20 protein-coding genes are annotated in these 25,429 nt (G+C 71.1%); 15 read left to right on the plus strand and 5 right to left on the minus strand.

Annotated features, from left to right (window positions below; translation table 11 throughout):
- The first annotated feature begins 102 nt into the window (after positions 1–102).
- From rdmE to B7R87_RS21850, 5 genes are all read left to right on the plus strand, one after another.
- Positions 103–1,710, plus strand: a complete 1,608-nt coding sequence (gene rdmE / locus B7R87_RS21830) for an aklavinone 12-hydroxylase RdmE (protein WP_006346897.1) — start codon at positions 103–105, stop codon at positions 1,708–1,710.
- A 93-nt stretch (positions 1,711–1,803) separates the two neighbouring features.
- The gene (locus tag B7R87_RS21835; protein WP_006346896.1) at positions 1,804–2,598 is read left to right on the plus strand and encodes a phytanoyl-CoA dioxygenase family protein; all 795 of its coding nucleotides are present in this window, start codon (positions 1,804–1,806) and stop codon (positions 2,596–2,598) included.
- A gap of 206 nt (positions 2,599–2,804) precedes the next feature.
- Complete coding sequence (locus tag B7R87_RS21840; RefSeq protein ID WP_078902153.1) at positions 2,805–4,004, plus strand: cytochrome P450 family protein; 1,200 nt, start codon at positions 2,805–2,807, stop codon at positions 4,002–4,004.
- A gap of 29 nt (positions 4,005–4,033) precedes the next feature.
- Complete coding sequence (locus B7R87_RS21845) at positions 4,034–5,317, plus strand: activator-dependent family glycosyltransferase (protein WP_006346894.1); 1,284 nt, start codon at positions 4,034–4,036, stop codon at positions 5,315–5,317.
- A gap of 75 nt (positions 5,318–5,392) precedes the next feature.
- Positions 5,393–6,202, plus strand: coding sequence for an FkbM family methyltransferase (locus tag B7R87_RS21850; protein WP_006346893.1), 810 nt, complete (start codon positions 5,393–5,395; stop codon positions 6,200–6,202).
- A gap of 60 nt (positions 6,203–6,262) precedes the next feature.
- Here the strand turns inward: B7R87_RS21850 and rfbB are convergent, their stop codons facing one another.
- Positions 6,263–7,270, minus strand: a complete 1,008-nt coding sequence (gene rfbB, locus B7R87_RS21855) for a dTDP-glucose 4,6-dehydratase (protein WP_006346892.1) — start codon at positions 7,268–7,270, stop codon at positions 6,263–6,265.
- Between the two features lie 31 nt (positions 7,271–7,301).
- Positions 7,302–8,162 (minus strand): class I SAM-dependent methyltransferase, encoded by an 861-nt coding sequence (locus tag B7R87_RS21860; protein ID WP_006346891.1) that lies wholly within the window; start codon positions 8,160–8,162, stop codon positions 7,302–7,304.
- Between the two features lie 402 nt (positions 8,163–8,564).
- Between B7R87_RS21860 and B7R87_RS21865 the strand changes: the two genes are divergently transcribed.
- Positions 8,565–9,182, plus strand: a complete 618-nt coding sequence (locus tag B7R87_RS21865) for a dTDP-4-dehydrorhamnose 3,5-epimerase family protein (RefSeq protein ID WP_006346890.1) — start codon at positions 8,565–8,567, stop codon at positions 9,180–9,182.
- 90 nt (positions 9,183–9,272) lie between these two features.
- Here the strand turns inward: B7R87_RS21865 and B7R87_RS21870 are convergent, their stop codons facing one another.
- Positions 9,273–10,730 (minus strand): NDP-hexose 2,3-dehydratase family protein, encoded by a 1,458-nt coding sequence (locus B7R87_RS21870; protein WP_006346889.1) that lies wholly within the window; start codon positions 10,728–10,730, stop codon positions 9,273–9,275.
- Positions 10,731–11,794: 1,064 nt separating this feature from the next.
- Between B7R87_RS21870 and B7R87_RS21875 the strand changes: the two genes are divergently transcribed.
- On the plus strand, positions 11,795–13,765 hold the full coding sequence (locus B7R87_RS21875) for an AfsR/SARP family transcriptional regulator (RefSeq protein ID WP_040914531.1): 1,971 nt from the start codon (positions 11,795–11,797) through the stop codon (positions 13,763–13,765).
- Positions 13,766–13,941: 176 nt separating this feature from the next.
- On the opposite strand, the gene B7R87_RS21880 is transcribed toward B7R87_RS21875, so the two are convergent.
- A complete protein-coding gene (locus B7R87_RS21880; RefSeq protein WP_078902152.1) occupies positions 13,942–14,376 on the minus strand; it encodes a DUF192 domain-containing protein in 435 nt (144 codons plus the stop codon).
- Positions 14,377–14,453: 77 nt separating this feature from the next.
- Here B7R87_RS21880 and B7R87_RS21885 point away from each other — a divergent pair, with 77 nt between their 5' ends.
- The 3 genes from B7R87_RS21885 (at position 14,454) to B7R87_RS21895 (ending at position 17,668) form a co-directional block, all read left to right on the plus strand.
- Positions 14,454–15,206 (plus strand): prepilin peptidase, encoded by a 753-nt coding sequence (locus B7R87_RS21885; RefSeq protein WP_130584862.1) that lies wholly within the window; start codon positions 14,454–14,456, stop codon positions 15,204–15,206.
- Between the two features lie 313 nt (positions 15,207–15,519).
- Entirely contained in the window at positions 15,520–17,142 is a 1,623-nt protein-coding gene (locus B7R87_RS21890; RefSeq protein WP_233168901.1) for a DUF2079 domain-containing protein, read from the plus strand.
- Between the two features lie 175 nt (positions 17,143–17,317).
- Entirely contained in the window at positions 17,318–17,668 is a 351-nt protein-coding gene (locus tag B7R87_RS21895; RefSeq protein ID WP_006346883.1) for a winged helix-turn-helix transcriptional regulator, read from the plus strand.
- Between the two features lie 384 nt (positions 17,669–18,052).
- Here B7R87_RS21895 and mgrA read toward each other — a convergent pair whose 3' ends face one another.
- Positions 18,053–19,096: an L-glyceraldehyde 3-phosphate reductase gene (gene mgrA / locus B7R87_RS21900; protein ID WP_006346882.1), complete on the minus strand. Its 1,044-nt coding sequence runs from the start codon at positions 19,094–19,096 to the stop codon at positions 18,053–18,055.
- A 245-nt stretch (positions 19,097–19,341) separates the two neighbouring features.
- On the opposite strand from mgrA, the gene B7R87_RS21905 reads away from it, so the two are divergent.
- From B7R87_RS21905 to B7R87_RS21925, 5 genes are all read left to right on the plus strand, one after another.
- On the plus strand, positions 19,342–20,103 hold the full coding sequence (locus tag B7R87_RS21905; RefSeq protein WP_006346881.1) for an isoprenyl transferase: 762 nt from the start codon (positions 19,342–19,344) through the stop codon (positions 20,101–20,103).
- A gap of 378 nt (positions 20,104–20,481) precedes the next feature.
- Entirely contained in the window at positions 20,482–21,807 is a 1,326-nt protein-coding gene (locus B7R87_RS21910; RefSeq protein ID WP_040914522.1) for a PhoH family protein, read from the plus strand.
- Positions 21,808–22,247: 440 nt separating this feature from the next.
- The gene (locus B7R87_RS21915) at positions 22,248–22,940 is read left to right on the plus strand and encodes an aggregation-promoting factor C-terminal-like domain-containing protein (protein ID WP_006346879.1); all 693 of its coding nucleotides are present in this window, start codon (positions 22,248–22,250) and stop codon (positions 22,938–22,940) included.
- Positions 22,941–23,074: 134 nt separating this feature from the next.
- Positions 23,075–24,556 (plus strand): AI-2E family transporter, encoded by a 1,482-nt coding sequence (locus B7R87_RS21920; RefSeq protein WP_130584861.1) that lies wholly within the window; start codon positions 23,075–23,077, stop codon positions 24,554–24,556.
- On the plus strand, positions 24,553–25,374 hold the full coding sequence (locus B7R87_RS21925) for a hypothetical protein (protein WP_130584860.1): 822 nt from the start codon (positions 24,553–24,555) through the stop codon (positions 25,372–25,374). The genes B7R87_RS21920 and B7R87_RS21925 overlap by 4 nt, the downstream gene beginning before the upstream one ends.
- The last annotated feature ends 55 nt before the right edge of the window (positions 25,375–25,429 follow it).

Genomic DNA, 25,429 nt, shown 5'->3' on the forward strand with positions numbered 1-25,429 from the left:
GCCCCCGCCGGGGGTCCTCCAGCGGACTTCGAAGCGCACCGGTGAGTCTCGGCCTTCGGGTACCGGCCGGACGGGTGCCGGACCGAAGCGGGGAGGGCGGCAATGGCGAAAGCCGGCACGGAGGTCGATGTCCTGGTCGTGGGTGCGGGCCTGGGCGGACTCTCGACGACGATGTTCCTCGCCCGGCTGGGTGTGCAGGTGCTCATGGCCGAGAAGCATCCGACGACGTCGATCCACCCCAGGGCCATCGGCCAGAATCCGCGCACGATGGAACTGCTGCGGCTGGCCGGGATCGCCGAGCAGGTGCAGGAGGCCACCGACCACCGCGGCGCCAAGGGCCACTTCACGACCCGGGTCGCCGAGACCGTACGCGGAAAGGTGCTCGGCTCCTTCGAGGAGGGCTTCGAGCATCTGGTCGCCAGTACCGCGCCCTGTTCCCCGATGCCGTGGGCGCTGGCCTGGCAGGACCAGCTGGAGCCGCTGATGCGGGACCGGGCGCTGAAGGACGGCGCGCAGGTCCGGTTCGGTACCGCGCTCGTCGGCTGGGAACAGGACGAGCACGGTGTCACCGCGGTGCTGAGCGACCGGGAGAGCGGCGCGGAGACCACCGTACGGGCGCGCTATCTCGTCGCCGCCGACGGCGACCGCAGCCCCATCAGGGAAGAGTTGGGTATCGCCCGCCACGGCCACGGTTCGCTGTCCCACGTCGTCGGCATGATCTTCGAGGCCGACCTTTCGGAGGTCCTGCCAGCGGACGCGTCCGGGCTCTACTACCTGCGCAACCCTCACTTCAGCGGGATCTTCATCGGCAGCAACCGCCCCGAACGGCATACCTTCCTGGTCGAGTACGACCCCGAACACGGCGAATCCGCCGACGACTTCACCCGGGACCGCTGCGTCGAACTGATCCGCATCGGCCTGGACGCGCCCGAGCTGGAACCCCGGGTACTGGACATCCAGCGCTGGGAGATGGCGGCCCGGATCGCCGAACGGTGGCGCTCCGGCCGGGTGTTCCTGGTGGGTGACTCCGCCAAGGTCGTGCCGCCCACCGGCGGACTCGGCGGCAACACCGCCATCGGCGACGGGTTCGATCTGGCCTGGAAGCTGTCCGAGGTGCTGTCCGGCCGGGCCGGACCCGGGCTGCTGGACAGCTACGAACCGGAACGCAGGCTCGTGGCACAGCTCGTGATGGACGAGTCCATGCATCTGTACGCCTCCCGGCTGGCCCCCCATCTGAAGGACCGGATGGCGGGGCCCGTCGGCTATGCCGAGGTCGTGCTCGGCTTCCGCTACCGCTCGGACGCCGTCGTCATCGACGACGACGACACGCCCCGGGTCGAGTCCCCGGCCCGGCCCACCGGACGGCCGGGATTCCGGATGCCGCACGTCTGGGTACGGCGGGCAGGCGAACGCATCTCCACCGTGGACCTCTTCGGCTCCGGCTGGCTGCTGATCACCGGCGAGGACGGCGCCGACTGGACCGAGTGGAGCCTGAGCGCGGCGAAGGAACTCGGCGTCCCGATCGCGGTCCACGGCCTGGCCACCGATCTCGTGGACCTCGACGGCGATCTGGCCGGACGGTTCGGCATCGGCACGGCCGGTGCCTGCCTGATCCGCCCGGACGGCATCGTCGCCTGGCGCACCGCGACCCGTCCGGACGACCCCGCCGGGGCCCTGCGCGAGGCCCTGGCCCGGGTGCTGTCCCGCTGAACACCACCCCCGGCGGGGCCGGCCCCTTCCGGCCGCGCCCGCCCTCGACGCGCAGAGATCCGTACCACCGCGACGAAGGAGAGTGAATCCGCCATGACGGCCAGCACCGGCCCGACCACGGCCGACGTCCTCACCGACGAGGCCCACCGCCACTACCGGGAGAACGGCTTCGTCCGGATCCCGCAGGTCCTCTCCCCCTCCGAGACGGAGCGGTTCAGGACGGCCTCCGAGGAACTGATCGGCCGGCACGGCCCGGAGATCTGGGGCGCGGGCGCCGACGAGGTGCAGGTGCACTTCGTCGCCCAGGCCTGGCTCAAGCACGAGGCGCTCCGCGAACTCGCGCTGCACCCGGCGATCACCGGGATCGCGACCCGTCTCGCAGGCGCCCCCCTGCGTCTCTACAGCACCGACATCCTGCTCAAGCCGGGCCGCAAGGACCTGAACACCCTGCCCACGCTCGTGCACGACGACGAGACCGGCCTGCCGCTCGACGGCCTGGAGAAGACCCTCACGGCGTGGGTCGCGCTGGTCGACGTCACCGTCGAGCAGGGCTGTCTCAGCTATGTGCCCGGTTCCCATCTGCGCGACGCGGAGCACCGGCAGACCCATATGACCAGCTTCGCGGAGCACCGGGCCATCGAGGACATCTGGCCCGACTACAGCAGCCGGCCCCGGGTGACCGTCCCGCTGAAGGCCGGTGACGTCGCCTTCCACCACTGCCGCACCGTGCATATGGCCGGGCCGAACCTGACCGACGCGCCCCGGATGGGCCACGGCATCGTCTACATGGACGCCGGAGCCACCTACCGGCCCGGGACCGAGGACGCCCATATCTCCCATATGACGCCCGGTGATCCACTCGACAACGAGAAGTTCCCCCTCGTCTGAAGAGACGACCTAGGTCGTGTCGTCAAAATGGCGCCGTCCGCCCGAAGGGCGGGGCCTGCGGCGGTCGGTGCGTGCAATCGCAAGGCGGAGGGTTTCCCTCGTACTGGACGTACTTGGGAAATCCCGACAACGCAGCGAGTGTGCGTGCCGGGCGTCGCGGGCCAGGCGGGATTTTGACGACACGGCCTAGGGCAGACCGTAAGGAGGTGAGCGTCATTCAAGGGACACGCAAATCCATCCAGGACCCCGTCCGGAACCCCGCCGTGCACGCCCTGGAGATCAGCGAACTGGGCAGGCGGCTGCAGCGGGCGCACGGGGAGGTGTGGCTGCACCATATGAAGGGCGACCCGTACGCCGATGTGCTCCGCGGCCACGCCGAGGACCCGCACCCGGTCTACGAGCGGATCCGCGCGCTCGGCCCGCTGTGGCGAAGCACCACGGGCACCTGGGTGACGGCGGACCACGGCCTCGCCACGACGCTCCTGGGCGAGGCGTGGCCGCACGGACCGGTGAGCGGTGAGCCCGGCCGGACACCGGTGGCCGACGCGGGACTGGGCGGTGACGCCGCACACTACGAGCGGCTGCACGGACCGGCGGCGGCCGCCTTCGCCCCCGCCGAGGTCACGGCGGTGTGCGAGCGGGCGGTCGACGGCCTCGCCGGGGACTTCGATCTCGTCACCGACCTCGCGGAGCGCGTCCCCGTGGACCTGCTGGCCCGGACCCTCGGGCTGCCCGCGGCACACCGTCCGGAGTTCGCGGAAGCCTGCGCCGCCGCCGGTACCGTCCTCGACGGTCTGCTGTGTCCGCAGCGACTGGAGGCCGCCCGGCGCGCCCTGACCGCCGTCGGCCGGCTGCGGACGCTCCTCGCGGCAGCGCACCGGGACCCGGACGGCACCGGCCCGCGGGACACTGCGGTGCTGCTGGCCACCGCGGGGGTGCGTACCGCGGCGCGGCTCGTCGGAAGCTCCGTGCTGGCGGTGGTGGACCACCCCGAGCAGTGGTCGCGGGTGGCCGACGACCCCGGGCACGCGGCCCTGGTCGTGACCGAGACCCTGCGGTACGACTCCCCGGTGCAGCTGCATCCGGCGGTCGCCCGCGCCGACGCCGAATTCGCCGGGGAGCGGATCGCGGCGGGCGAGCAGGTGGTGGTGCTCGTCGGGGCCGCGAACCGGGATCCCGGGGTCTTCACCGACCCCGGCCGGTTCCTCCCCGGCCGACCGGGCGCCGTGCTCGCCCCCGCCCTGTACCACCGGGTCACGCTGCCGTTCGCCCGCGCCCTGGCCGAAGCCGTCGTCCGCGCGCTGGTGGCCGCGGGCCCGCGGGTGCACCGGGCCGGCCCGCACCTGCGCAGCCGCCGCTCGCCGGTGACCAGGCACCTGCTCAGCTGCCCGCTGACCACCGGCTGACCGGTACCGACAGAGAGAGGAATCCGGCGATGCGAGTCCTGTTCACCTCCATCGAGGGCAATCACTTCCACCAGATGGTTCCGTTGGCCTGGGCCCTGCGCACCGCGGGCCACGAGGTGCAGGCGGCCTGCAACGCACAGCTCGTCGACACCGTCACCCATACGGGCCTGACCGCGGTGCCCATCGAGTCGCCGACCCTGTGGGAACAGCTCGACGACTTCCAGAAAGAGGCGATCTCCCTCTTCAACGAGATCGGCACCAGCAAACAGGACCCCTCCCAAGCGACCTGGGAGGACCATCTCGCCTACGAGAACATGGTGGTCCCCGCGCTCTACCAGCCGCTCAACAACGACGCGCAGATCGACCAGCTCGTGGAGACGGCCCGCAGCTGGCAGCCGGACCTGGTGATCTGGGAGAGCTTCTCCATCGCCGGGGCGATCACCGCCACCGCGGTCGGCGCGGCCCACGCCCGTCTGGTGTCCGGCCCCGAGCTGGCGCTCCAGATGAGCACCCGCGGACACTTCGTACGCCACCGCGACCAGCAGCCCGAGCCGCTGCGCGAGGACCCGACGGCCGAGTGGATCGACTGGACGCTCGAACGCCTCGGCAGCGACCGCCGGTTCGACGAGACGATGCTGACGGGCCAGTGGGTCGTCGACACCCGGCCCGGCAGCCTGCGCCAGGAGCTCGACCTGCCCACGGTGCCGATGCGCTACGTTCCGTACAACGGGCGCTGTGTGGTGCCGAAGTGGCTCTACGAACCGGTGGAGCGCCGGCGGGTGTGCGTCACCCTCGGCACCTCCATCACCAGCGAGGAGTCCGAACGGTTCCGGCTGGGAGAGACCCTCGCCGCCCTCTTCCGCAGTCTGGCCGGACTGGACGTCGAGATCATCGCCGCCCTCGACCCGGCCCAGCGCGACGCCCTGCCCGAACTGCCGGACAACATCCGCACCACCGACTTCGTCCCGCTCAACGAACTGGCCCCGTCGTGCTCGGTGATCGTCCACCACGCGGGCTACCAGACGAAGGCGACCGCGGATCTGCACGGAGTGCCCCAGGTCGTCATCGTCGGCTACGAGTGGGTCAGTGAGGACATGGGGGAGGAGTACGAGAAGTCGGGCACCACCCTGGCCGTCTCCGCCCGCGATCTGACCGCCGAGGTGCTGCGGGAGAAGATTCTCCGACTGCTCGACGAGCCCTCGTACACCGAGCGGGCCGGGGAGCTCCGTACGGAGATCCGGGCCATGCCGACGCCCAACGAAGTGGTGCCGGTTCTGGAGAAGATGACCGCGGAGCACCGGCACGGCGCCTGACGTGCCCACCCGCAGGGCACGGTGAACCAGTGCTCTTCGTGCGCTCTTCGAGACCGGTGCGGAAGCGTCGTCGGCATGTCGAATCAGTGGGATCTCCCGGACGAACTGCCCACCGACCTCCCTGTTGCCCGGTGCGAACTGCCCGACGGCCGCGTGGTGTCGGCGGTTCAGGAAGCCGAAGCACACACTCTCTGGGAGGAGATCAGCAGCGCCGAACCCTACCGACGGGCCGCCGAGGGCATCGGCGCCGACGAGACCGTCATCGACGTCGGCGCGCATATCGGGCTGGCGTCGCTGCTCTTCGCCCGGCTCGCGCCCGAAAGCCGCCTGATGGCCTTCGAGCCCGCCCCCAAGGCGTACGCCTGCCTCGAAGAGAACCTCGCCCGCCATCTGCCGGGGGCGACCGCCTACCGGCAGGCCCTCGGAGCCGCGCCCGGGAAGTCCGAGCTGATCTACCGCCCCTACGTGGCGTCGGCGTCGACCCTGTACGCCGACGCCGAGGACGACACCCGCAATCTCGAAGCGCACCTCGACAACATCGACGCGGACATACAGACCCGCGAGGTCGTGCGGCGGACCTTCGCCGTGACCCAGCGGATCCCGGTCGAGGTGACCACGCTGACCGCCGTCATGGCGGAGCACGGCGTGGACCGGGTGGGCCTGCTCAAGGTCGATGTGGAACGCGGTGAACTCGACGTCCTCGACGGTATCGACCCCGGCTGCTGGCCCCGTATCCGGCGGGTCCTGCTGGAGGTCCACGACATCGAGGGCAGGCTCGGCCGGGTCGTCTCCCGACTGGCGGGCCTCGGCTTCCGGGCCACCGTGTCCCAGTGGGGGGTCTATGTCGGGGGAAGCGTCCATCTGGTGCTCGCGGAGCGGGACTGACACGTCGGGAAGGGAGGGACGGCCGCGGCCGTCCCTCCCTTCCCGACGGTACGGCCCGGCTCAGCCGAGCCGCGGAGCCGAGGCCGGTACGGCTCCGGCCGTACGGCTGACGAGGGGCTCCCACCACGTACGGTTGTCGCGGTACCACCCGACCGTCTCGGCGAAACCGCGCTCGAACGGGATCAGCGGCTCGAAGCCGAGCTCCGCCCTGATCAGCTCGGCATTCAGGGCGTACCGCCGGTCGTGGCCCTTGCGGTCGGCGACCTGGTCCACCCGGTCCCAGCCGGCGCCGAACTCGTCCAGCACCAGGCGGGTCAGCTCCCGGTTGGTCAGCTCCCGCCCACCGGCGACGTTGTACACGGCGCCCGCCCGGCCGGACTCCAGCACCAGCTGGACCGCCCGGCAGTGGTCGTCGACGTGCAGCCACTCCCGTACATGCAGCCCGTCGCCGTACAGCGGCACGTTCCTGCCGTCCAGCAGATGGGTGACGAAGAGCGGGATGACCTTCTCGGGGAACTGGTGGGGCCCGTAGTTGTTGGCACAGCGGGTGACCGAGGTCCACAGGCCGTGGGTCCGGTGGAAGGACCGCACCAGCAGATCACTCGCCGCCTTGGACGCCGCGTAGGGGGAGTTGGGCTCCAGCGGCGACTGCTCGGAGAAGGCGCCCTCGTCGGTGGACCCGTACACCTCGTCCGTCGAGATGTGCACGAACCGGCTCACCCCGGTGCGGACGCAGCAGTCCAGCAGGGTGTGGGTGCCCGTGACATTGGTGGTCACGAAGGGGGCGGAGCCGGCGATGGAGCGGTCGACATGGGACTCCGCCGCGAAGTGCACCACGGCGTCATGGCCCGGCAGCAGGTCCAGCAGCAGCTCGCGATCGCAGATATCGCCCCGGACGAACGTCAGCCGCGGATGGGTGCCCGGCAGATTGGTGAGCGTGCCCGCGTAGGTGAGTTTGTCCAGGACGGTCACCTGCGCGTCCTCGTAACCGCGGTAGCGGCCGGTGAGCAGGCTCCGCACATAGTGGGAACCGATGAATCCGGCGCCACCGGTGATCAGCAACCTCATGACGGACGGCCCTTCGTCGGATACAGGCAGGTCAACGGGTTACGGCCGCGGTGACGTAGCGCACCGGGGTCTCGATGGACAGGGGCCCGCCGTCCCGGCGCATGGCGTCCAGCGCCTCGGTGAGCCGGACCCGCAGCCGCTCCCGGTCGTCGTCGGGCAGGTGCTCCCACAGCAGACGCATGCCCTGGGTGTGGGACCAGGCCACCCAGGCCTCGCCGGACGGTGCGACGAGGTCGACCGGTTCGTCGGCGATCTCCACATCCCGGAACCCTGCCGTTTCCAGGGCCCGGCGCAGGTCCGTCTCCTTCGCCAGCCAGCTGTTGAAGCGGCGCGAGAGCTCCTCGGGCCGCCACTGCGGAGGCAGGTTCTCCAGCAGCGACCGCGGGATCAGCTCGGTGAAGACCGGGGGGAGGAAGGGGAAGGTGTCGTCGTCGAACACCGGGCTGGTGAAGGCGATGCGCCCGCCGTCGGCGAGCAGCTCGGCATAGCGGGGCAGGGCGGCCCGGGCGTCGGGGAAGAAGATGAGGCTGTAGCTGCCGGTGACGATGTCGAAGGAGCGGGCCGGCAGTTCGGGGAACTCCCCGTCCATCACCCGCAGCTCGACATTGCCGACTCCGTCGGACGCCGCCTCCGCCCGGGCTTCTTCGATCATGGCCGGTGCGATGTCGATGCCGAGGACATGGCCGGAATCACCGACGAGTGACGCGGCGTGGAACAGGCACGCCCCCCGGCCGCAGCCGACGTCGAGGACCCGGTCCCCGGGTTTCGGGGCCGCCCGTTCGACAAGGCGCCGTCCCATCGGGGTGAAGAAGGTCACCCCCAGCCGGTCGTAGGACCCCGCGGCCCGGTCGAAGGCCGCTGCGACATGGGCCTTGTACGTTGTCTTGTCCACGTGCGCTCCCAGGAAATTCCGACGGATTGCGAAAGGATGACGAGACGGTTGCGCCTCCGCCGCCGCGACGGCAACGGAATGGGTGTGTCCGGCCCCTCATCGTCCGACGGTGTCCTGCGAATGCGCTCGACACCGGATGGAGCGCGACTGGATGAAACCGTACGCGGATTCGATTCCTTCCGGCAGGGCCGGGAAGGCCGCCGTCCGGGTCCCGGGCGCGCCGGGACCCCGGTGCGGCGCCCCGCCGTCCAGCAGTCGTTGAGGCGCGTACGAGACACCGGGACCATCATCGTCACAGCCCACGGGCCCGGTGGAGAACACCGAATCCTGGCATGCCGGACACGGGACCAGGTGCACACGGATCGCAGACCGACAACATACGGCTTTGAATCGGAGTCTGTTATGGCTTCCACCATGCAGTCGCGGGAACTGTCCGTCGAGGGTGCAATCGAATTCACCCCGCAGGTGTTCGATGACGAGCGTGGCATCTTTCTCTCCCCCTACCAGGAGTCGGCGTTCTCTGGCGCAACCGGAAATACGCTCTTCCGCGTCGCCCAGACCAATCACAGCCGGTCGCAGCGGGGTGTGGTCCGCGGACTGCACTACACGCTGACCCCACCGGGCTGCGGCAAGTACGTGTACTGTGCGCGCGGAAAGACGCTCGACATCGCGGTGGATATCCGGGTGGGGTCGCCGACCTTCGGCCGTTCGGATGCCGTGCTCCTGGACACCGAGACGTTTCGCGCCGTGTATTTCCCGGTCGGCGTGGCCCATGGATTCGTCGCGCTGGAGGACGACACCGTCGTCTCCTATCTGCTCTCCGGGGAGTATGTGCCGGAGCACGAGCTGGCGCTGTCGATCCTCGACCCGGAGCTGGCCCTGCCCATCCCCGGTGATATCGAGCCGATCCTGTCCGAACGCGACCTGGCGGCGCCCACCCTGGAGAAGGCGGCGTCGGACGGTCTGCTGCCGGACTACGCCGAGTGTCTGGCGATCGACCGCGCCCTGCGGTCCGCCTGAGTCCGCCGCGGCCACGACGACGGGTGGTGGCGGCCCACCGGTGAGCCCGGTGGGCCGCCACCACCCGTCCGCGTCCGGCCCCTCCCGGGCTCAGCGCGGCCGCGGGGCGAGCAGGCTGTGCAGACAGGCGACCAGGCTGCGGGCCTGCACGTTGAGGTAGTGGCTGTGCCGGAGGAGCGCGCCGAGCTGGTGCAGCGTCAGCCAGCGGTGGTCCCGGTCCTCCAGCGCTCCCGCGTCGCCTTCGGCCTCGACGACGAGGTAGCGGTTGAGGGCGTGGTGGAACCGGCCGCCCTCCTCGGACAGCAGGCAGGAGAACCTGATCCGGTCCGCCGGGGCCGACAGCATGTCGTCGAGGTAGCGCGGCCGGGCCGCACCGGGCAGTACCTCGTAGCTCTCCGGGACGCACTGCACGGTGGGGGAGAGTTCGACCCCGTCGACATAGCCGGGCTCCGCGCCGGCCTGCATCAGGACGTGGAGTACGCCGTCGATCTCCTTCACCAGCACGGCGATCAGACCGGTCCCGTGCGGTTCGACCATGGGCTGGGCCCAGCCGCCGACCTCGCGGGTGCCGGCCGAGACGTTCACCCCGATCACGGAGAAGAAACGGCCGCTGGCGTGGGAGATCCGCTCCGGCGAACTGTGCCAGTCGCTCAGTCCGTTGAGCGGGACCGGGCCGGTCGTGAGATCGCCCTGGGCGCGGTGCTCGGTGATCCAGCTCAGGAGGTCGTTCATGCTGTGCGCACCGCCCGGCTCCCCGGCGCACGAGCGGACGAGGGCGTCGCGGAAGCCGTCGCCGGACTCCGGAGCGCCGTCGGTGTCACCACCGGTGAGGGGGAGGCAGGACAGTGCCGTGCGGGTGTCCATGTTGACGATGTCCTCGGCCGCCAGCTGCCGGTATATCTGGCCGAGTGTCATCCAGCGGAAGTCCTCCCCGACGGCGATGTCCTCGGTGACTTCGAGGACGATGTTCCGGTTCCGTTTGCGGAAGAACCAGGCGCCTTGTTCCGACTGGAGGACATCGGCCATGACCTGGTGCCGGGACCTGTCCTGGAAGTACTCCAGATAGGGGACCGCGCGCCCCTGGTGCAGCCGGAGGTAGTTGCTGCGGGTGGCCTGCACGGTGGGGGAGAGCTGGAGGTGGTTCCGGTTCCCCGGTTCGACCTTGGCCTGCATGAGGAAGTGCAGCACCCCGTCGAACTCCCTGGCCAGCAGGCCGAGAATGCCGATCTCCGGCTGGTGGATGATCGGCTGCTGCCAGTGGGGCACCGGACCGGAGGGGAACCGGACATCCAGCCCGCCGATGGTGAAGAAACCGCCGCTGCGGTGCCGCAGGGTGCCTGTGCGGGGATCCCGGTCCCAGTCCCGCAGACCGTCCAGCCGCACCCGGTCGACCCGGAGCCCCGACCGCTCGCGGGCGGCGGCGAACCAGGTGGCGAACGAGTCCGGCCGGTGGACCCGGCTCTCCTCGGCGAGGGCCGACCTCAGGAGCCGGGCCGGGAGGGTACGGGGAGCGGGCGGGGACGGGGAGAGCGGGACGGATCGGTACACCAGGGCTCCTTTGTGCCGGGAGGGACAGGGAGGCCGTGCCGCTGGGTACGCGGTCCTCCGCGTCGGCGGTGTGTCGGGGCAGGGCGGACGTACCGGTGACTCCGGGCGTTCCGGTGACGGCGGCTGTTCCGCCGCGCGCACGGTTCAGTACAGTGCGGGCGGCCAGCAGGGACCTCGAATCTCCCTGAACCTCCCCGGGCGCGCCGGGACCGCCGATCCGTTTCACGGCGGTTTGCTTCGCCGCGGCGCACGCACCGCTGGGGGAGCCCTGGTGGCCGCTCGGCGGAACGCATGCATCCAGATGGAATCTGGAGCCGGGTTCGACCGTTCTTCGAGGATGAGCTCCGATGGTTAAGCGCATGACGACCCCATGCGATGGTGTCCCGTCGGGCACGGTCGCCGTCATACGACAGCGGAGCGTGAAGCACATGGACGGCAGCTGGTCGGCCCGGGGCGACCGCATGGAGCGTGCAGTTCTCGCCACGTCGGGCCGGGACCGTGGAGAGTCCGGGCCGGGACACCGGTGCTCCGCTGCCGGCGCGGTCCGCGTCCCGGCACCCTCGGGCGGCGTTTCCACGACGGCCGGTACGGACCGGCCGTCCGCGGTGTCGTCCGCTGGACGCGGGGTGTGCGCCACCGGACCACGACGCCCGGGAAGGGCGATCCGGCCCGGATGCGCACCCGCGAAGCGGCCTCCGCCCGTACGGCGTCCGGCGCCGCCCGGGCCCCCGCCCGCCCGCGATTTCCGGCCGTTGTGTTGCCCCGACGGCTATTTCCACTGAATGTAACCGGAAGATTTCCGTGAGCTTTCAATTGAAGATTGAAGCATGGTTCGGAATGCTTCAGACCATCCTCCGGATGAAAACCATCTGGATGATCTCGTTCCGTTTTCCGTGTCCGAATGGACCCGGATTGCCCAATGGTCAGGGGTTGTGGATTGTGGCGCGAAGTGTGCGCCGGAAGGGTTGAATGAACCTTGTCCTGTCGCAGTAGAAAGGTTTAACTGGTACAAAGGAAGGGGAAATCTCTTGCAAAAATGCAACGTCACTGGCGGGGGACGTGAGATGGACTTCCGGATACTTGGACCGTTAGAAATACTCGATGGTCAGCGCAATGTGGTACCCACTGCACCCAAGCCGCGTCAGGTGATTGCCCTTCTGCTGATGCGGCGAAACACCCTGGTACGGACCTCGGAGCTGATTGACGAACTCTGGGAGAGCGCGCCTCCCGCGAGTGCGATGACTACCCTCCAGACCTACATTTACAAACTTCGGAAAATCCTCACGGCGCGCAATTCCGATGAGATTCTCTTAACCAGGCCCGGGGGGTACACCCTGGCCATTCCCGATTCCTGCACCGATCTCCACAGATTCGAAGTGGAAGCCGAAGAGGGCAGGTTGCTGCTGAAAAAGGGAGACCCGGCGGGAGCCGCCGAGGTACTTCAGCGGTCGCTGGCACTCTGGCGGGGCTCCGCATTGGTCGATGTCGTTCCGGGCGGCCTTCTGTCGTCCTATGTGACGCGACTGGAGGAGTTACGGGAGCGCACCCTGAACCTCAGGATCGAGGCCGATCTCCAGCTGGGGCGCCACCAGGAGCTGATCAGCGAACTGAAGTCCCTCGTGCTGAGCCGCCCGCTCCACGAGAACGTGCACGCCGCGCTGATGATCGCGCTCCACCGCTCCGGGCGGCGCCACGAGGCGCTGGAGGTCTACCAGGTGCTGCGGCGCAGCATGATCGACAACCTCGGTCTCGAACCGGGGCAGGAGCTCCGGGCGCTCCACCAGGCGCTGCTGTCGGAGGCCACGGTCGGGGCGCCGTACGAACAGCGCCGGCGGCCCGTTCTGGCCGAGCCCCTCCAGGTCGCCGCCGCACGTTCCGTGACCCGGGAGCCGGTTCCGCCCGCGGTGCCCGCGGCACCCCGGCCCGCCGCCCCGAGCAGGCCCGTCCCGGCGCAACTCCCCGCGGACCTCACCGATTTCACCGGACGCCGGTCCCTCATCGACCAGGCCCCGGCGGTCCTGGCCCGGGACGAGGAGTGCGAGAACCCCCGTACCGCCACCGCCGTCGTGGTCATCAGCGGTATGCCGGGCGTGGGAAAGACCGCGCTCGCCGTGCATATGTCCCACACCGTCCGGCCGTTCTTCGAGGACGGACAGCTCTACGCGGATCTGTGCGACTCCATGGGCACGGGCCGGGACCCCTCGGAGGTGCTCCATGGATTCCTGCGGGCCCTCGGTGTCGCGGAGTCCGAGATCCCCCCCGACCTGGAGGAACGGTCCAAGCTGTTCCGGTCCACCACCGTCGGCCGGCGGCTGCTGATCCTGCTGGACGACGCATCGTCGCTGGCCGATATCCGACCGCTGCTCCCCGGCGATCCGCACTGCGCCGTCGTCATCACCAACCGGCGGCGGCTGCACGGTCTGGGCGGCGCCTGGAACATCAACCTCGACGCCATGGACACGGCGGAGGGCAGCGAGTTGCTGTCCCGCATCATCGGGGCCGCCCGGGTCAAGCGGGAGAGCCGCGCCGCCAAACAACTGGTCGCGACCGTCGGTGGTCTGCCCCTGGCGGTACGGTGCATCGGCGGCCGTCTGAGCGGCAGCCCGGGGCTCACCCTGTCGAGCCTGGTCCTGCAACTGGCCTGTTCCGAGAAGCTGCTGGACGATCTGCGGCTGGGGGAACTCGACGTACGGTCCCGGTACGACTTCAGCTACGAGCGGCTCGGCCGGGTGGAACGGAGCGTCTTCCGGCTGCTGAGCATCCTCCCGCCGGAACAGTTCACCGCCGAGTCCGTCGTCGAACTCCTCGGCAGCGACAGCCGCACCGTGGAACGCCTGCTCCAGAGCTTCGTCGACAGCCATCTGATCGACATCGTCCGGTGGGAGAACGACTCGGCCCACTACGCCTTCCCCGAGCTGACCTGGGTGTACGCCCGTGAGCGGCTGCTGGACACCCTCTCCAGCGACGGGCTGTGGCGCGAGAGGGGACGACCCCCGGTGGGGGAACCCGTGGGTGTCAACCGCCCGGGAACCTAGCGGCGCAGGTCCTGCGGCCCGGTCCTCCCGGCCGCTCCGGTCGCGTGCTTCGGCGGTGATCCGTCGGCGAGCGGGCAGGGCCTGAAGCCGACACCGCCGGAGAACACCCCGCCCGAGTCCGTCCCGCCCCAGTCCACCACCCCGCCGACGATCAGACGACGGTCATCCGATCCGGGTCACCGGACTCCCTGCTCCACCACCAGCCGTACTCCCGGCCGCACTCCCCACTCCTCCATCGCCCCCGCCGCCGCCTCCAGGACATGGCGGGCCCGGGGCCGGGGCAGCGCGAGACGCCGGGGCGGCAGGGTGTGCCGGGCGACGACCCGGAACTCCGCGTCCAGATACGCCACATCGACGGCGAACCGCATCCCCAGGGTGTGAACGGCATTGCACGGGGTCAGCAGCATCGCACCGGTGACGCCGTCCCGGCCCAGCAGGCCCCGGCGGCGCGTTCCGTACGAAGCGGCGATCTCCAGCGGGATCCCCGGACCGTCCCCGGGCCCGCCGTCCACCGCCCGGCCGCCCACGACCCGCAGGGTCCCCGGACCGCACCGCAGCCGACGCCGCTGCCACCACCACCGCCGCCGCCGTTCCCGCCGCACTCTTCCCATGACGGACGACCGTAGCGGCCGGGGACATACGGTCAACCGCCCGCTGCGGTCCCGTCCCGCGGCCTACCCTCTGAGCCGTGTACGTCACCCTGATCGCCGTAGCCGCCCTGTGGGGCGCCGGCACCGGACTGCTGGTCCCCCGGGCCGTGTACCGGCTCGCCGTCGAACCGGACGAGGCATGGCGGGCCGTCTGCCCGGCCGGGCACCCCTTCGCCGGCCCGGCGCGCGGCTGGGTCGGCGGGCCCGGCTGCGGGTCCGGTCCGGACGCGGGGGAGTGCCGCACCCGGCGAGCCGCGGCAGTTCCCGCCGCGGCGGGCGCGGTGGTCTGCGCGGTACTGGCCGCCGCCACCGGCCCCCGCCCCGAACTGGCCGTCTGGCTGCTGCTGGTGCCCTTCGCGCTGGTGCTGGCGCTGGTGGACCTCCGCGTCCACCGGCTGCCCGACCAACTGACCCTGCCGCTCGCCGCCGTGGCCGCCGGACTGCTCGGCGCGGCGGCGGCACTGCCGGGCGCGGCGGGCTCCTGGACCACGGCGGCACTCGGCGGGCTCGCGCTCGGCGCCGCCTACCTCGGCCTGTTCCTCCTCCACCCCGGCGGCCTCGGCTTCGGCGATGTGAAGCTCGCGCTCTGCCTCGGCACCGTCCTCGGCTGGTACGGCTGGCCGACCCTGCTGACCGGTGCCTTCGCCGGATTCCTGTTCGGATCCGGGTACGGAGTGGGGCTGATGATCCGGGGGCGCGCCGGGCGCCGGGACGCGATCCCCTTCGGCCCGTTCATGATGGCGGGGGCGCTCACGGGCCTGGTCGCAGGCGCGATGTCCGCCGCCGCCTGAACCCCTGGCCCGGCACCCCCGCCCGGCCCCGGCCGCCCCGACCGGGCAGGGCGGCCGCCCTCACTCCGTACCGCACCCGATGGGCACGCTTCTGGAACACGCCCCTGGGCCGTGTCGTCGGAATCCCGCCCGGCCCGCGACGCCCGGCACGCACACTCTTCCCCTGTGCCCTCCGGGCCCGGGCGGGGGTCCCCCCGGGCGGTAGCCCGGGAGGCGTGCCCCCGGCGTTGTCGGGATTTCCCGAGCACTCCCCTTTGACGACACGGCCTAGCGGTACGAACCCGACCGTCAACCCCGTCTAGCATCCGCATCTATGCGGACATTTTCTGACAACACGGCAGCGTGGCGCGGAATGCTGCGTCCCCGCACCTCCGGCTCCGCGCCCGCAGTCGCGCCGGAGCCCGGACCGCGCCCCGCCGCCCGGTTCCCCGCCGCGCTGCTCCCCTGGGCCTGGGCCGCCGGGCTCTTCGCGCTCTATGCGACCGTGTCCGTACGCCGCCATCTGCTCATCCGCACCACCGGTTACGACCTCGGCATCTTCGAGCAGGCCGTCCGCGCCTACGCCCAACTGCGCCCGCCCGTCGTGCCCTTGCGCGGCGAGGACTTCAACCTCCTCGGCGACCATTTCCACCCCGCCATCGCCGTCCTCGCCCCCCTGTACCGGATCTGGCCCGGCCCGCTGACCCTGCTGCTCGCCCAGGCCGCACTCCTCGCCGTCGCCGTCGTCCCGCTCGCGGGCTGGGCGGCCGAAGTCCTGGGCCGCCGTGCCGCCCATGCCGTCGCGCTGGTGTACGGGCTCAGCTGGGGCATCGCCTCCGCCGTCGCCTTCGACTTCCACGAAGTCGCCCTCGCCGTACCCCTGGTCTCGGCCGCCGTCACCGCCCTCGGCCGCCGCCGCTGGAGAGCGGCCGTCCTCTGGGCGGCACCCCTCGTCCTCGTCAAGGAGGACCTCGGACTGACCCTCGCCGCCGTCGGCGCGTACCTCGTCTGGAAGGGGCCCCGGCGGCTCGGACTGTTCACCGCGGCCGCCGGAATCGCGGCCAGCGCCGTCGAGATCAAACTTCTGCTGCCCGCCTTCAACCCGGCGGGCGGCTACGCCCACGGCGAGAACCTCGGCGAAGGCGCCCACGGCTCCCTCCTCACCACGATCGCCTTCGCCCCGCTGGACGCCCTCCGCCCGGACATCAAGGCGATGACCCTGGTCCTCGTCTTCGCGCCGTCCGCCCTGCTCGCCCTGCGCTCCCCGCTCGCCCTGCTCGCCCTGCCCACCCTCGCCTGGCGGATGCTGTCCCAGAACGCCTTCCACTGGGGTACGTCGTTCCACTACAGCGCCGTGCTGATGCCGATCGTGACCGCCGGGCTGATCGACGCGCTGCGCCACTGGCGCACCCCCGGTCCCGTCACCCCCGGTCCCGCCACGGCCGGTCCCGGGTCCGGAGCGCGGTCGCCCGCCGCCCGCCATATCCGGGCCTCCCTGGTCACCGCGCTCGCCGTGACCGCCGTGATGCTGCCCAGCTTCCCCCTCGCCCAGCTGGCCCAGCGCGCCACCTGGCGCACCGGCGAGCACGTCGCGGCGGCGCGCCAGGTGCTCGCGAGGATCCCGGACGGCGCCACGGTCGCCGCCACCAACCGGCTCGTACCGCAGCTCACCTCCCGGACCGAGGTCGTCCTCTTCCCGTCCTTCCCGGTGCACGCGCGGCTGTACGAGTACGCCCGGGACCGGCTGCCGCGCCCCACCGCCGAGTGGATCGTCCACGACCGCCACGCACCGCCCGCCTGGCCCTACCACGCGGGCCACTGGCCCTATCCGCCCGAACAGCAGACGGCCGAACTGGAACGGGCCCAGCGGGTGTACGGCTACCGGAAGGTCGCCGAACGCGACGGCATCACCCTGCTGCGGATGGGCCCGCCCCGGCCCCCCGGCGCCCACGGTTGAGCCGATGGCCGAAGGCCGATGGCCGGTACGGGGTGGTCCGGAATGAGGGCGGCACCCGTCCTTGTTGACCGGGGAGCGGTCCGCGCGGTCCCCCGTCGACACGAACGGGACGATCCGCATATCGCCGCCCCCGCACAGCCGTTGATCCGCCGTCAGGCCGGACGAGGAGTTGCCCGTGACCGTACGAAAATCCACCTACGAATGTGGTCTCGATGCCGCCGTCGACGTCGTCGGCGGCAAATGGAAGGCGCTGATCCTCTGGGAGCTGCACACCCACGGCGCGGTCCGCTTCGGCGGGATGAGGCGGGCGCTGACCGGGATCAGCGAGAAGGTGCTGATCCAGCAGTTGCGGGAGCTGGAGTCGGACGGAATCGTCCACCGAGAGGTGTACGCGGAGGTGCCGCCCCGGGTGGAGTACTCCCTCACCCCGCTGGGCGAGGCGCTGAACAAGGCCCTGGAGCCGCTCGGCGAATGGAGCAAAACCTATATGGACGAGGTCGTCGCCCGCCGGGCCGGCGTGGCGTAGGGCTTCTCCTCGGGGATCACGCCCGGCCCGCGTGTCCCAGCCGCCCCCGCCGCTCCTCGGCGTCAACCCTGCGCCCATTCGGGTCTCCCCCTTCGGGGGATGCCTGCCGGCGCCCCTGTCGGCCCCGCACCACCGCTGTTCTGCGGGAAAACCCCGGAATCCCGGGGCCCGCGCCCGCGTGCGCCCCGCCGTCCGCCGCCATCCGGACCCGCGGACGACACCCCGGCGGCCCCCGGATGCGTCCCTCGGCGGCGGTGACGCGTTATGGTGGAAACCCCCCCTCGGGCCGGTCCGTATCCCCCCCCACGGACCGGCCCGGTTTCTTTTTCCGGGCCCGTAGGGACCGGGGCGACACCCCTCCGGCCGCGGAGCCCGGGGACGGGCTCAGCCCAGACCGCGCCCGGCCCAGATGTTCGTCCCCGCGGTGTCCACCGCGAAGGCGTCGATCTCCGTCAGCTCCGCCGCGGTCAGCGGGGGCGAGGAGAGCGCGGCGACGTTCTCCTCCACCTGCGCCACGCTGGACGCGCCGATCAGCGCCGATGTCATCCGCGGATCCCGCAGCACCCAGCTCAGCGCCAGCTGCGCCAGCGACTGGCCCCGGCCGGCCGCGATCTCGTTCAGCCCGTTCAGCCGCCGGACGACCTCGTCGGAGAGCAGACCCGGGTCCAGCGACTTGCCCTGGGTGGCCCGCGAACCCTCCGGGATGCCCTGCAGATACTTGCCGGTCAGCAGCCCCTGGGCGAGCGGTACGAACGCGATGCAGCCCATGCCCGCCGTCTCCAGCGTGTCGAGCAGCCCGTCGTCCTCGATCCACCGGTTGATCATCGAGTAGGACGGCTGGTGGATCAGGGCCGGGACGCCCATCTCCTTCAGCAGCCGCGCCGCCTCGGCCGTCTGCTCGGCGTTGTACGAGGAGACACCCGCGTACAGCGCCTTCCCCTGCCGCACCGCGGACGCCAGCGCGCCCATCGTCTCCTCCAGCGGAGTCTCCGGGTCGAAGCGGTGCGAGTAGAAGATGTCGACGTACTCCAGGCCCATCCGCTGCAGGGACGCGTCCAGCGACGACAGCAGGTACTTCCGGGAGCCCCACTCACCGTACGGACCGGGATGCATCAAATATCCCGCTTTGGTGGAAATGATGAGTTCGTCCCGATAGGCGGAGAAGTCCTGGGCGAAGAGCTTCCCGAAGTTCAGCTCGGCCGAGCCGGGCGGCGGCCCGTAGTTGTTCGCCAGGTCGAAGTGGGTGACACCCAGATCGAAGGCGCGGCGCAGGATCGCCCGCTGGGTGTCCAGCGCGCGGTCGTCGCCGAAGTTGTGCCACAGGCCCAGCGAGACGGCGGGCAGTTTCAGCCCGGAGCGGCCGGTGCGGCGGTACTCCATGGCGTCGTAGCGGTCGGGGACGGCGAGGTAAGCGGAGGAATCAGTCACGTATCCCTCCTTATCACGGACTTGTGACAGACCGGGTTGGGCCCCGGTGGCCCCTGCGCAGTACTGTGGCGCCTTCAAGGGATTCGCCGCACGGCCCGGACGGTGTGCACCGCACGGGTGGGGACCGGGGCCGGTGCGCGTCGCCCGTACGGACCCGGGGCAGCCCCGCGGTCCCCCACACCCCCAGGTCCGCCGAGCCCCGGACCGGGGCGTCGTGAGCCCGATCGGACCGAGAGGTGGACTCTGTGAACTTGCGGGACCTGGTGTACAGGCTCTACGCACGCCGGGTGGAAGGCCGACTCGACCACGCCCAGGTGCCCAAACACATCGGAGTCATCCTCGACGGCAACCGCCGCTGGGCGAAGGCCTCCGGCGGCACCGCCGCCCAGGGCCACCAGGCGGGCGCCAGCAAGATCCTCGAACTGCTCGGCTGGTGCGCCGAGACCGATGTCGAGGTCGTCACCCTCTGGATGCTCTCCACCGACAACTTCGACCGGCCCGACGAGGAGCTGACCCCGCTCCTCGGCATCATCGAGCAGTCCGTCCGCGATCTCGCGGCCGACGGCCGCTGGCGCGTCCACCACGTCGGCACCCTCGACCTGCTGCCCGCCCGTACCCAGACCGTGCTCAAGGAGGCCGAACAGGCCACCGCGGACCACACCGGCATACTCGTCAACGTCGCCGTCGGCTACGGCGGCCGCCAGGAGATCGCGGACGCGGTCCGCTCCCTGCTGCACGAGCACGCCGAGAAGGGCACCAGCTTCGAGGAGCTGGCGGAGATCGTCGATATCGACCTGATCTCCGAGCACCTCTACACCCGCGGCCAGCCCGACCCCGATCTGGTCATCCGCACCAGCGGCGAACAGCGGCTCTCCGGCTTCATGCTCTGGCAGAGCGCCCACTCCGAGTACTACTTCTGCGAGGTCTTCTGGCCCGCCTTCCGCAAGGTCGACTTCCTGCGGGCACTGCGGGACTACGCGGCCCGCCACCGCCGCTACGGCGGCTGACCGGCTCCCCGCCCGGGGAGACGACCTGGGGGCTTTCCGCTCCCTTCACCCACTGTTCGGCCATCCGCCGCCCCCGGCCGGGGCATGGCCGCGCATGATCCAGGGCATATTCCCAGCAGGTCGGCGTCCGGTCCTCGGGCGCCGGACTCCGTGGGCGGCTCCGGCCGCCCGCCCGGGAGGCCCTTTGCACACGAAGGCACGCACCAGCGGTGCGGACCACGCGGAGGGCCGGAGCTCGGCCCGTGCACTGCGGCCCGCAGCCCGGCTCTTCTCCCCGCCTGACGGCGGGGCCGGTCCCCCGCCGTCAGTGGCGGGCGGATCCTGGCCCGCGACGGCACCGCTCCGTCGACCTCTTCCGAGGGGGTACGTCCTTCCGTGGTGAACAGCAGCACTAAGCGCCGCATGCCCGACCGGCGCACGTACGTTCTCGACACCAGCGTCCTGCTGGCCGACCCGAACGCCCCGACCCGCTTCGAGGAACACGAAGTCGTGCTCCCGATCGTGGTCATCGCCGAGCTGGAGGCCAAACGCCACCATCCGGAGCTGGGCTACTTCGCCCGGCAGGCCCTGCGCCTGCTGGACGAGTTCCGCATCCGCTACGGCAGGCTCGACGCCCCGCTGCCGCTCGGCAGCCTGGGCGGCACCCTCCGGGTCGAGCTGAACCACTCCGACCCGGGGATCCTCCCGGCCGGCTACCGGCTGGGCGACAACGACTCCCGGATCCTCGCGGTGGCGAGAAACCTCCAGGCCGAGGGGTACGACGTCACCGTCGTCTCCAAGGACCTGCCCCTGCGGATCAAAGCGTCGTCGGTCGGACTGCTCGCCGAGGAGTACCGCGCCGAACTCGCCATCACGGACTCCGGCTGGACCGGAATGGCCGAACTCTCCCTCCCCGCCGACCAGGTGGACCTGTTGTACGGAGGCGAGGAGAGCGTCCATGTCCCCGAGGCCGCCGAGCTGCCCGTCCACACCGGGCTGGTGCTCCAGTCCGAGCGCGGCCGGGCCCTGGGCCGGGTCACCCCCGGGGGCACCGTCCGGCTGGTCCGCGGCGACCGCGAGGCCTTCGGCATCCACGGCCGCAGCGCCGAACAGCGGATCGCCCTGGACCTGCTGCTCGACCCCGAGGTCGGCATCGTCTCCCTCGGCGGACGGGCGGGCACCGGGAAATCGGCGCTCGCGCTCTGCGCCGGCCTCGAAGCCGTCCTGGAGCGCAGGCAGCACCAGAAGGTGATGGTCTTCCGTCCGCTGTACGCGGTCGGCGGGCAGGAACTGGGCTATCTCCCCGGCACCGAGGCCGAGAAGATGAACCCCTGGGCCCAGGCCGTCTTCGACACGCTGTCGGCGGTCGCCGGCCGGGAGGTCATCGAGGAGGTCCTCGGCCGCGGGATGCTGGAGGTGCTGCCGCTCACCCATATCCGGGGCCGCTCCCTGCACGACGCCTTCGTCATCGTCGACGAGGCCCAGTCGCTGGAGCGGAACGTCCTGCTCACCGTGTTGTCCCGGATCGGCGCCAACTCCCGGGTGGTCCTCACCCACGACGTGGCCCAGCGGGACAACCTGCGGGTCGGCCGGTACGACGGAGTGGTCGCCGTGGTCGAGAAGCTGAAGGGCCATCCGCTCTTCGCCCATGTCACCCTCACCCGCTCGGAACGCTCCCAGATCGCCGCACTGGTGACCGAAATGCTGGAGGACGGGCATATCTGAGGAGAGTTGAGAGGGCTTTAGGGGTCTTCACGGGGCTTGGGGAGGCTTTACGGCCCTTTACGGCGCCGTCCCGCCAAAGGCGCAAGAGCCTAGCGGGACGGCGCCGTTCCGTATCCGCGTTCGACCGAAAAATCGGCGCGTAGGCCATGTGAGCTTTCCCACGCAATCGGGAATTGCCTTGCGGTGCCGGGTTCCGGCAGAGTCTTGCTTCCGTCAGGCCCCGCACACGACACCCATGGACACCTGTGGTGCCCCGCACCACTCCCACAACTCCACAACCGACCGTCGTGTGCCGCCCGGAAAGCATCACCGGCCACTCCCGCGACGGGAGTTGACCACGGGCCAGCGCCTCCCGTGACCTGTATTTCAGCGGAGGCCAGCGCCAGGGGCACGATTCGCCCGCGGGGTCACCTGTGCGGGTGATGCTGGAAGGAAACCGTGTGAGCCGGATCTCGGTCCGGGGATTCGCGGTGGCGTCCGCCACCGCGGTCACCACCGTCGGAGCCGTTGTCGGCGTTGCCTCGGGCAACCCCCAGTCCTCGGACAATGTGGAGACGGCCGCGTCCGACGCGACGACCCTCCTCGCGGACGTCCCCTCGGGCGAACAGGTCCAGGTGCAGGCAGTAGCACTGGCCGAGCAGGCCGGTGCCCAGGCCGCCGCCGCCGAAACCACGGCCAAGAAGTCGGCCGAGGAGTCCGCGCGGATCGCCGCGGCCAAGGCAGCCAAGGACAAGAAGGCCGCCGCCGAGGCCAAGGCGAAGAAGGAGCGCGAGGAGGCCAAGGAGCGCGCCGAGCGCAGCAAGGCCCGCGACGCCTCCAGCTTCACGGCCAAGGCCTCGTACTCCATCTCCGAGGTCAAGGACATCGCCCGCCAGATGATGTCGGCCGGCGACTTCCAGTGCTTCAGCAATATCGTGACGAAGGAGTCGGGCTGGCGCTACACCGCGACGAACCCGTCCTCGGGCGCGTACGGTCTGGTCCAGGCGTACCCCGCCACCAAGATGGCGACGGCCGGTGCCGACTGGCGCACCAACCCGGCCACCCAGATCAAATGGGGTCTGAGCTATATGAAGGAGCGCTACGACAGCCCGTGCGGAGCCTGGTCCTTCTGGCAGAAGAACCGGTGGTACTGACCTCCCGCGGTCTGCCGCTCAACTTCACGGAACCCCACACCGTCCCTACGGTGTGGGGTTCCGTGTTGTTGTAGCGTCGTCGGTCCCGGAGCGCCGGGCGACTGGGGGAGAGCATGGGGGGCAGGGGAAGCGTCATGTCACGGATTCCGGGGTGGCTGGCCGGTGCCGCGGCCGGGCTCGGCCGGGCCGCCGAGCTGCTGCAGGAGCGGCGGGCCGCGGCGGACGGCGACGACGAGGGCCGGAGCGACAAGACCTCGGGCGGGTACGGCAGTTCGGAGCGGTCCGCGGGGGTCACCGGACCGGCTGCGGCCACCGGTGGCTCCGGCGAGGCGTCCGGGGGCGCGGTGGCCGTGCCCCCGCCACCCGCCTACGCGCCCGCCGTCGCGCCGAGGCCCGATCCGACCTCCACCATCCCCTGGGGCATCCGGGTCGCCGCCGAGGCCGGCTGGCGACTGCTGGTCCTCGCCGGGGTGTTCTGGGTGCTGATGAAGATCATCAGCGCGGTGCAGCTGGTGATGCTGTCCTTCGTCGCCTCCCTGCTGATCACGGCCCTGCTCCATCCGACCGTCGCCCGGCTGAAGCGGTGGGGGATGCCGCGCGGCCTCGCCACCGCGGTCACCGTGGTCGTCGGGTTCGTCGTCATCAGCCTGGTCGGCTGGTTCGTCGTCTGGCAGGTGATGGAGAACCTCGACACCCTCTCCGAGAAGGTCAGGGACGGTATCGAGGAGGGGAAGCGCTGGCTGCTGGACAGCCCCTTCCATGTCACCGAGGGCCAGATCAACGATATCGCCGACAACTTCAGCCAGGCGATCGGGAACAACACCCAGGAGATCACCTCCGCCGGGCTCCAGGGCGTGACGGTGATGGTGGAGATCCTCACCGGCATCCTGCTGGCGATGTTCTCCACGCTCTTCCTGCTGTACGACGGGGACCGGATCTGGCAGTGGACGCTGAAGCTGGTGCCCGCGCAGGCGAGGGAGGGTGTCGCCGGGGCCGGTCCACGGGCCTGGCGGACCCTGACCGCCTATGTGCGGGGCACGGTGCTGGTGGCCCTGATCGACGCCATCTTCATCGGGCTCGGGATCTATGTCCTCGATGTGCCGATGGCCGTACCGCTCGCCGTCTTCATCTTCCTGTTCGCCTTCATCCCGCTCGTCGGCGCCGTCATCTCGGGGGCGCTGGCCGTGGTCGTGGCGCTGGTCACCCATGGGCCGTTGACCGCGCTGCTGGTGCTGGGTGTGGTGCTCACGGTCCAGCAGATCGAAGGCCATGTGCTCCAGCCGTTCATCCTGGGCCGTGCGGTACGGGTGCATCCGCTGGCCGTCGTCCTCTCGGTGGCGGTCGGCGGGATCACGGCAGGCATCGGCGGCGCGGTGGTGGCGGTTCCGCTGGTGGCCGTGGGCAATACGGTTGTGGGCTATCTGCGGGCGTACGGCAAGGAGCAGGCGCTGCGCGACGCGGCCCCGCCGCCCGCCGGGACCGCCCCGGCCCCGCAGTCGCCGCCGCCCCCGAGGGCGGCGGAACCCCCGGCCGGGTCCGGAGAGACCCCGCCGCCGACGGCGGCGGCAGGGACGGCCGCGGCGCCCGCCGCCGCCGAAAGAGGGGAGCCGACGTGATATCCGAGCCCGAACTGGTCGGCGGCGACGCCCCGGAGCGGGGGCCGCTGCTGCCAGGGCCGCCCGGGATCCCGGACCCCCCGGACGGGGAGCACCGCGACCGGGACGGCGACCCGGACGGCGGCCGGGGCGAGCGGCTGGAGTCGGGCCGCGAGGGGCGCCGGCCGCCGCTGAAGCCCTGGCAGTGGGGTGTCGCCGGAGCGGTGGCGGCTTCGCTGCTCTGGGCGGGCGGGCTGTTCGCGTACCAGGCCACCACCGGCGGGGACCCGGATCCCGGCCCGTACCGCGCGGTCGAGGATCTGTGCGCACCGGCCGCCATGAAGGAGCTGACCGCCGTCCTCGGCAAGGTGTCGTCGCGGGACCCCGAGCAGTTCGCGCACCCGGCGATGGACGAGGCGCAGTGCAGCCTCGTCCTCGGCGCGGATCCGGCGGTCAGCAGCGGGCTGACGTCCGTCGATCCGGCGACGGGAGTGGCGCGCAAGCTGAGCATCGGGGTCCGGATCAGCTACACGCTGCACCGCAGGACCGATCCGGGGCCCGAGTTCGACGCACGGATCCTGGCCCGGGCGAAGCGGATGCACATCGAGGCCGAGCCGGTGCCGGGGGTCGGTGAGCGCGCGTACCGTACGGCCGAGGGCCAGGACCAGGTGCTCCATGTCCTCGACGGGCAGGCCGTACTGGAGCTGCAGGTCTACTCCTACTGGACGGGCGAGCAGGACGCGCCGCCGCCGTCCCTGGAGGGGGTCGAGGAGAGCCGGGGCGCCCTGGAGGCGGATGCGCGGGCGCTGCTGGAGGAGTTGCGCGGCGGCCGGGGCTGATCCCGTACCCCCGGGTATGAACAGGGCCCGTACGACGTGTGCCGTACGGGCCCTG

Source organism: Streptomyces tsukubensis (assembly GCF_003932715.1).
GTDB classification, from domain to species: Bacteria; Actinomycetota; Actinomycetes; order Streptomycetales; family Streptomycetaceae; genus Streptomyces; species Streptomyces tsukubensis.

Excerpts from the sequence above, each read along its gene's own strand:
- rdmE (WP_006346897.1), top strand. The coding sequence starts at position 103 with ATGGCGAAAGCCGGCACGGAGGTCGATGTCCTGGTCGTGGGTGCGGGC.
- B7R87_RS21835 (WP_006346896.1), top strand. The coding sequence starts at position 1,804 with ATGACGGCCAGCACCGGCCCGACCACGGCCGACGTCCTCACCGACGAG.
- B7R87_RS21845 (WP_006346894.1), top strand. The coding sequence starts at position 4,034 with ATGCGAGTCCTGTTCACCTCCATCGAGGGCAATCACTTCCACCAGATG.
- B7R87_RS21850 (WP_006346893.1), top strand. The coding sequence starts at position 5,393 with ATGTCGAATCAGTGGGATCTCCCGGACGAACTGCCCACCGACCTCCCT.
- rfbB (WP_006346892.1), bottom strand. The coding sequence starts at position 7,270 with ATGAGGTTGCTGATCACCGGTGGCGCCGGATTCATCGGTTCCCACTAT.
- B7R87_RS21865 (WP_006346890.1), top strand. The coding sequence starts at position 8,565 with ATGGCTTCCACCATGCAGTCGCGGGAACTGTCCGTCGAGGGTGCAATC.
- B7R87_RS21875 (WP_040914531.1), top strand. The coding sequence starts at position 11,795 with ATGGACTTCCGGATACTTGGACCGTTAGAAATACTCGATGGTCAGCGC.
- B7R87_RS21880 (WP_078902152.1), bottom strand. The coding sequence starts at position 14,376 with ATGGGAAGAGTGCGGCGGGAACGGCGGCGGCGGTGGTGGTGGCAGCGG.
- B7R87_RS21890 (WP_233168901.1), top strand. The coding sequence starts at position 15,520 with ATGCGGACATTTTCTGACAACACGGCAGCGTGGCGCGGAATGCTGCGT.
- B7R87_RS21920 (WP_130584861.1), top strand. The coding sequence starts at position 23,075 with ATGTCACGGATTCCGGGGTGGCTGGCCGGTGCCGCGGCCGGGCTCGGC.